Origin of the sequence: Nocardia vermiculata NBRC 100427 (assembly GCF_001613265.1) — a bacterium.
Lineage (GTDB): Bacteria > Actinomycetota > Actinomycetes > Mycobacteriales > Mycobacteriaceae > Nocardia > Nocardia vermiculata.
The window spans coordinates 46200-53988 of record NZ_BDCA01000041.1 but is presented as its reverse complement, the minus strand read 5'-3'; the positions used below and the strand labels follow the sequence as shown (position 1 = coordinate 53988).

General features: G+C 67.5%; 6 protein-coding genes. 5 read left to right on the top strand and 1 reads right to left on the bottom strand.

All coding sequences use genetic code 11. From position 1 onward, the window contains the following. The 3 genes from NV2_RS31825 to nrdR form a co-directional block, all read left to right on the top strand. The coding region (locus NV2_RS31825; protein WP_169811556.1) for a LysM peptidoglycan-binding domain-containing protein at positions 1-280 on the top strand (280 nt) is incomplete at its 5' end. 65 nt (positions 281-345) lie between these two features. Next, positions 346-1602 (top strand): hypothetical protein, encoded by a 1257-nt coding sequence (locus NV2_RS28395; RefSeq protein ID WP_245662816.1) that lies wholly within the window; start codon positions 346-348, stop codon positions 1600-1602. 122 nt (positions 1603-1724) lie between these two features. Continuing rightward, entirely contained in the window at positions 1725-2201 is a 477-nt protein-coding gene (gene nrdR, locus NV2_RS28390; protein ID WP_067881230.1) for a transcriptional regulator NrdR, read from the top strand. A gap of 19 nt (positions 2202-2220) precedes the next feature. On the opposite strand, the gene hrpA is transcribed toward nrdR, so the two are convergent. Beyond that, positions 2221-6369, bottom strand: a complete 4149-nt coding sequence (gene hrpA / locus NV2_RS28385; protein ID WP_067881227.1) for an ATP-dependent RNA helicase HrpA — start codon at positions 6367-6369, stop codon at positions 2221-2223. 93 nt (positions 6370-6462) lie between these two features. Between hrpA and NV2_RS28380 the strand changes: the two genes are divergently transcribed. After that, positions 6463-7095, top strand: coding sequence for a Pr6Pr family membrane protein (locus NV2_RS28380; RefSeq protein ID WP_067881225.1), 633 nt, complete (start codon positions 6463-6465; stop codon positions 7093-7095). A 13-nt stretch (positions 7096-7108) separates the two neighbouring features. Continuing rightward, positions 7109-7759, top strand: a complete 651-nt coding sequence (locus NV2_RS28375) for a DUF5134 domain-containing protein (RefSeq protein WP_067881222.1) — start codon at positions 7109-7111, stop codon at positions 7757-7759. The last annotated feature ends 30 nt before the right edge of the window (positions 7760-7789 follow it).

The following is a 7789-nucleotide window of genomic DNA, read 5'->3' as shown; positions in this document are numbered from 1 at the left end:
GCGGGCGCGGATCGGATTGGCGACGCTCGCGACGACGGCTCTGCTCACCGCCGCGGCGGTGACCGGGCTGCTCGGGGTCGCGCAGCTGCGCGATGCCGCTGCTGCGCCCTCTACTCGAACGGTGCAGGTCGCACCGGGTGAATCGCTGCCCGAACTCGCCCAGCGGGTGGCGCCCGGAGATCCGGTGCGCGACACCGTTGCTCGGATCATGGAATTGAACGGCCTGCATGGAGACCGAGTGGCCGCCGGGCGCATTGTGCTGGTGCCGGCCGCACAGTAATTGCTACTGTGCTCGGGATGTGATCGGGAATACATTCACCGACAACGAATGTCGAGGATCAGCCCATGGTGGTGCCCGCCCTGTGTTCCATGCCGTCGAGGCTGCTCGCCGGAACGGTGGGACTGCTCACGTGTTTCATGCTCGCATTCGTCTCGGCCCCTGCGGTTCGCGCCGAGCCGAGCTATTACTCCTACCTCGATCTTCCGGTGACGAACGGTGCGGGGGAGCGTGCAGGTGGTCTCGACCCGCAACTGCCACTGGATATCCCGGCATTGCGCGCCGCCCTCGACGGTGCTCGGGCAGACGGTGTCGCGCCGAAGAGATATGCAGCCCTACTTCATCAGTACTGGCTGGTGGTGGGGGCGCAGAATGCCGATATCGATCTGCTCGGCTGGGATCCGAGCCGTGGCGTTGCCGCCAACTCCCGGACCTTCACTCAGGTGTACGTCAATTACCTGCGCTTGGCGAACACTCATCCGGAGTACTACTGGACCGGGCTCGCGGGTCTGGCCGGAGGCTCGTTCGCGTCCGGCTTCTTCGATATGAGCGATGTCGCGGGAATCCTGAGTGTGCCCGGCATCCACGAGCTCGGCCGCGCGGTCGCGGATCTACTGCGCGTGACACCCGCGCCCTTGGTCGCGGCGCTGCCGTCGGATATCCGTGTGCTGGCCATGGCGGGTCCACAGCTGACCGCTGCCGACCTGGCCTGGTACCAGACGCGGCTGATGATCATGCAGAAGCATATTTTCCTCGACCAGGTGCCCATGCACGAGGCGTATGCCGCCGAGGGCCTGCCCGCGATCGAGGAGATGTACGCCGCGGGTGTCCTCGACGATAACGCCGTACAGGCCTGGCGGTCGCTGGCGACGGGGACGGTGCCCGGATACAACGATGCATTACTGCGGATGACCGACCGCGAACAGAATCAGATCATCGCCGATCAATGGGATGCGACCGCACAGGGGCGCGGCGTGATGGGCCGAGTCCTCACCTATACCAGCACCCTGGCCGCCAAGCCGGCCGTGCCGGGTGTGCGGGCACCAGGAGTGTTCGCACCGACAACAGTCTCCGCGGTCGTGGACGGCCGCACGGTGTCGCTGCGCGTCCCGCTACCCGACTTCAACTGGGCCGATCGGGGTCCGCGCTGGAACTACATCACCGGCGACCTGGTGCCGTGCTACGAGCGGATGCGGGCCGATCCCTCCTTCGCGCAGCAGGTGTTGTCGGTGCCCTTCACCGACCAGTTGGCCGCCGGGCGGTTGCTGACCCGACTGCCCGATCTGCTGGCGGACCTCACGAGTCAGTGGCAGCTGACGGTATGAGATCGCGTTCCGGGTATCCTGAAAGACGCTCAGGACATACGTGACGAGCGGCTCCGCCGGCAGAACCGGTCGGGCCGGCCGTTGGTTGCGGACCGACGCAGGCATCGACAAAGGGATCCCGGATGCATTGCCCGTACTGTCGGCACCCGGATTCGCGGGTGGTCGACTCGCGTGAGGCCGAGGAAGGTAGCGCGATCAGGCGCCGTCGCGCGTGCCCGCAGTGCGGGCGCCGTTTCACGACGGTCGAGACCGCGATCTTGTCCGTGGTCAAACGCAGTGGTGTCACCGAACCGTTCAGCCGTGAAAAGGTCATTCGCGGTGTGCGCCGAGCCTGTCAAGGCCGTGAGGTCGACGACGATGCGCTGAACCTGCTGGCCCAGCAGGTCGAGGACGCAGTGCGGGCCACCGGTTCACCGGAAGTTCCCAGTCACGAGGTCGGTCTTGCCATCCTGGGGCCGCTTCGCGATCTGGACGAGGTCGCCTATCTCCGGTTCGCCTCGGTGTATCGGTCTTTCAGCTCCGCTGACGATTTCGAACGTGAGATCGAGGAGCTGCGCCGGCATCGCGCCGAGCGGGCGGTCGCCGCGGGCGCGGACTGATCGGGGGGCTGCTGCCCGGTCAGCGCGTGCGCGCGCGTGGGGGAGCGGTGCCGATCGCACCGATCGCCTTGATGACGCGTTTCGCGGAGACCGGGTACGGCGTGCCCAACTGCTGAGCGAAAAGGCTGACTCGCAGCTCCTCGATCATCCACCAGATCTCGGTCACGTCGCGAGCGGTCTTGCGGCCTTCGGGAAGCCGTTCGAGCAGCCGGGCATAGGCGGCGTGTACGCGGTCGAGTTCGGCCATCCCGTGACGGTCCCGGTCGGTGGAGGAGGGCAATGCGCGCAGTCGCACTTCGGCACCGTCCAGATAGCGGGGAATATCCCGCAGCCTGGCACTGCCGAATTCGCTGACGAATCCGGCGAATACCAGTTCGTCGAGCTGATCGCGCACATCCGCGGTGATCTCCCGGTCGGAGGTGTCGACCAGCGCTGCGCGAACCCGATGTGCCGCCGCGAGAATCGGCACCACCAGTGCCAGCACGCGAGCGACTGCCCCCGGGAACTGGGGCCGGATCCGGTCCCGCAACGCCGCGAATTCTTCCGGGCCGCGTACCGGTCCGCCGTGTGCGGCCATCAGTTCGCCGGCAGCACAGGTACGGCAGTCTTCGACCAGTGCTTCCAGTGATCCGTCCGGATTCTGGCTCAGGGCAAGCCGATCGGTGGCGGACAGGCCCGCGGTGACGGTGCGCAGCGACGTCGGCAGTTCGCGCAGCAACAGCGCCCGCGTTCCGGTACGCATAGCCGCACGTTGTTGCGCGGGCGAGGTGAGAACCCGCACCGCGACACCGTCGCCCTCACGCACCAGTGCCGGATAGCCGGTGATCGTCTGCCCGCCGACTTCCCGGCGGATGGTGTCGGGCAGCGTGCCCAGCGTCTGCGCGGTCCACACGGTCGCCGCTGCGCGCTCGGCGCCACCGGTTGCCTTCGCCACCGAATGGGAGACCTGCTGGGACAGTTCGTTCTTCAACGATGCCAGGCTCTTGCCGCGGCCGAGTACCGCGCCGTCGGGACCGGTGACCGAGAAGGTTATCCGCAGATGGTCGGACAGCGCTGCCGGATCCAGGTCGGCGGGAGCGATCGATACCGAGGCCAGGGCGCTGAGCTCTCTGGCCAGGCCGGTGCGCAACGGTTCGGCGCGCGGTGTGAGCCGGGCCAGGGCCGCCCTGGCGAAATCGGGCGCCGGAACGACGCTGCGGCGCAGCTGTTTCGGCAAGGTCTTGATCAGCGCGGCCGCCAGCTCCTCGCGCATTCCGGGGACCAGCCAATCGAAGCCTACGGCGCGTACGTGGGCGAGTTGGGCGACCGGAATGTGCACGGTGACGCCGTCGTCGGCCTGACCCGGCTCGAACTGATAGGTGAGCGGAAAACTCAGCTCGCCCTGCCGCCAGCTGTCCGGATAGGACGCCGGGTCCAGCTGGGCCGCCTGGGCATTGACCACGGTTGCGGTGGAGAAATCCAGCATGTCGGGCCGATCGCGCTCGGCCTTGCGCCACCAGCTGTCGAAATGCCGCACCGACACCACGTCGGCGGGGATGCGCTCGTCGTAGAAATCGAACAGCACCTGATCGTCGACCAGGATGTCGCGCCGGCGGGCCCGGTGTTCCAGATCCGCGACGTCGTCGAGTAGTTCCCGGTTGCGGTGGAAGAAACGATGTTTGGTCTGCCACTCACCTTCTACCAGTGCGTGCCGGATGAACAGTTCGCGTGACAGGTACGCGTCGATGCGACCGAAGTCGACGCGCCGCTGGGTGACCAGCGGGATGCCGTACAACGTCACCCGCTCGTAGGCCATCGCCGCTCCGCGCCGGGAGGACCAGTGCGGTTCGGAGTAGTTGCGCTTCACCAGATCTCCGGCGAGGCGTTCGGCCCATTCCGGTTCGATCCGGGCGGCCATCCGTCCCCACAGCCGTGAGGTTTCTACCAGTTCGGCAGCCATCACCCAGCGGGGCGGTTTCTTGGCGAGCGAGGACCCCGGGAAGATCATGAATTTCGCGTTGCGCGCACCGAGGAACTCGCGGGATTCGGCCTCGCGCAGTCCGATATGGGACAACATTCCGGCCAGCAGTGCGCGATGGATGCCGTCACCGTCCCAGGGCAACGAATCCTGATCCGCCTGCGGTGCGATCGATTCGGCCGCCGTCCAGCCCAGCCCGCGGGTGATGGTGCGCAGTTGTCCCTGCAGGTCCTGCCACTCACGGATGCGCAGGTAGTGCAGGAATTCGGTGCGGCACATCCGGCGGAACCGGCTCGACGACAAGGTCTTGCGTTGTCCGCGGAGGTAGTCCCACAGCCGCAGATAGGCCAGGAAATCCGAGCCCTCGACGGTGAACCGGGCGTGGGCGGTGTCGGCCGCCTGCTGGAACTCGGCGGGGCGTTCGCGCACATCCTGGATCGACAATGCGGCAACGATGACCAGGACTTCGGCCAGACATCCGTTGGCCTCGCCGGCGACGAGCATGCGTGCCATCCGCGGATCCACCGGTAACTGGGCCATCTGCCGGCCGACCGGGGTCAGCGTGAGGTCTTCCCCGTTCTCCTCGGCACGAACCCGAGCCTGCGGCTGCTGCGGCTTACCGCGCCGCCCACCACGGCGGCGGCGCGGGCGGGGGGCGTCGGCGGTGTCGGCAGCGGTGTCCTCGCGCCGGCCGAGCGCACCCAACTCGAGCAGCAGGGCGATACCGTCGCGGATCGCGCGCCGGTCGGGAGCCTCCACGAACGGAAAGCTCTCGATGTCGCCGAGCCCCAGCGCCGTCATCTGCAGGATGACCGCCGCCAGGTTCGTCCGCAGGATTTCCGGTTCGGTGAAGGCGGGCCGGGACTGGAAGTCCTGCTCGGAATACAGACGGATACAGATGCCGTCGGCGACGCGGCCGCAGCGTCCGGATCGCTGCCGCGCGGAGGCCTGCGAGATCGCCTCGATCGGCAGGCGCTGCACCTTGGTGCGCATCGAGTAGCGCGAGATGCGGGCAGTTCCCGGATCCACCACGTAACGGATGCCGGGAACCGTGAGTGAGGTCTCGGCGACGTTGGTGGACAGCACTACACGGCGGCCGGTGTGTGGCTGGAACACCTTGTGCTGTTCGGCCGCCGACAGTCGCGCATAGAGCGGAACGATCTCGGTGCGTGGCAGTTTCAGGTCCCGCAGTGCATCGGCGGTATCGCGGATCTCACGCTCGCCGGACAGGAAGACCAGCACATCGCCGTCGCCCTCGGCGAGCAGTTCGCGCACGGCATCGCCGATGGCATCGGTCTGGTCGGGTTCGGTGTCCGCGCCGCGCGCGGAGGTACGGCGCCCCTTGGGCGGCCGTTGTTCGTCGAGGTCGTCTCCGGTGGCCGCGGCATCCGAGAAGTCGGCCGAGTCGGGAGTCTCCGGCAACTCGGGTGCGAGCGGACGGTAGCGGATCTCCACCGGATACGAACGGCCCGACACCTCGACGATCGGGGCCGGTTCGCCCGACACCGGATCGGCGAAATGGTGCGCGAACAGCTCCGGGTCGATGGTCGCCGAGGTGATGATCACCTTGAGGTCCGGGCGTTCGGGCAGCAGTGAGCGCAGATATCCCAGCAGGAAGTCGATGTTGAGGCTGCGTTCGTGTGCCTCGTCGATGATGATCGTGTCGTAGCGCCGCAGCAGCCGATCCCGCTGGATTTCGGCCAGCAGGATGCCGTCGGTCATCAATTTGACCAGGGTCCGGTCGGAGGCCTGGTCGGTGAAGCGCACGGTGTAGCCGACCACGTCGCCCAATTCGGTGCCGAGTTCGGCGGCGATGCGTTCGGCGACGGTCCGGGCCGCCAGCCGCCGCGGCTGCGTGTGGCCGATGGTGCCGCGCAGGCCCCGGCCCAGTTCCAGACAGATCTTGGGGATCTGGGTGGTTTTGCCGGAGCCGGTTTCACCCGCGATCACCACGACCTGATGGGCAGCGATCGCGGCGGCGATATCGTCGCGATGGGCCGATACCGGCAGCTGTTCGGGGTAGCGAATCTCGGGTACCGCGGCGCGCCGGACGTCCATACGCGCGCGTGCCGCCGTGATGTCGCGGTCCAGCCGCGCTATCTCCTCGTCGCCGCGTGCCCGGTCCAGCCGACGACGGAGCCGGTGCTCGTCGCGCAGGGACAGTTCGGGAAGGCGAGCGCGCAGCTCGCGGGTGGCGGCAGTCGAGGTCATTGCATCGACCAGGGTAGCGAAGCAGCGCGCCGCGGCTGCGGTGCGATATGTCGAACCCGCGCCGGGCCGGGTCTGATATGCGACGATCGTGAGATGATCGCCCGCGCCGGGACGCCGATGTGGATCAGGATCGCGCGCATCGCCTTCGGCCTGTTCGGCGCCGTCGCGCTGGTGTGGGTTCCGGTCCACGACGTGAGTGCGGGCACCTTCGTGCCGGAGACCTTCTTCAGCTACTTCACCGTGGAATCCAACCTGCTGGGTGTCGTGGTGCTGCTGATCGGCGGGCTGCTGGATCCGGTCTCACCGCGCTGGCAGCTCGTGCGTGGCGCAGTGACGCTGTATCTGCTGATCACCGGAGTGGTCTACGCGTTGTTGCTGGCCGGCGCTGATGTGTCGCTCGACGACAGATGGGTGAACGACACGTTGCACCGGGTCATGCCCGTCGTGCTGGTCGTGGACTGGGTGCTGATACCGGCCGGGCTGCGGATTTCGGCGCGGCTGATCGGCGGCTGGCTGATCTATCCGGTCGTCTTCTGCGGCTACAGCCTGGTGCGTGGCGCGTTCGTCGACTGGTACCCCTACCCGTTCCTCGATCCCAGGGGGCAGGGCTATGTGTCGCTACTGCTCGGGGTGGTGATCCTGGCGGTGTTCTTCGCGTTGATGGCGGTTGCGGTGGCCTGGGTGGGTTCGCCCCGGCGGCTGCGCTCGACCACGACGACAGTGTGAAGGGTGGTGCGGTGTGGGGTCGTTGATCACCGAGTATCCGGTGCTGCGCTGGACGGTGGCCGTCGCATTCGGGGTGGCTGCGGTGATCGTCCTGGCGCGGCACGTGCGTGCGCCCGTCGGTGACGGAACGTGCGATGACGGAACATGCGATGCGACGGCTGCCGACCGGGAAAGCGATGCCGCACATCTCATGATGTGCCTGGTCATGATCGCGATGCTGGTATTTCCCACGGCTGCCGCACCCGGTGCGCTGCGTGGTGTACTCATCGCGATGGTGGTGGTGTACGCGGGCCTGCTGGTGACGCGAATCCCGGCCTGGCGCCCGGTTCTGGCGACGTCGCGAGAACCTCGCACCGGGCCGGGGAGCGGTGTGCGCGCACCGGCGCTGATCTATCACCTGGTGGCGGCCGGCGCGATGCTGTGGGTGATGTCGGGTCACCGGCACGGCGCGGAACCGGTGCAGCACGCGCCTGCGGTGCTCGTCGCGATCCTGGCGGCGCTGTTCGTCCTCGATGCGATCGGACTCGTGGTCCCGCGCACGAGACGTATACTCCGGCACGGGTTGTCGCATCCGCCGGGGCCACCGGACGCACTGGGACCGGTTCCGCACGTGGTGATGGATCTGGGGACTGCCTACATGCTGATCGCCGCCGTCGCGGGGTAGTCAGCCTGCGGATCCCGTGGCGATCAGGCT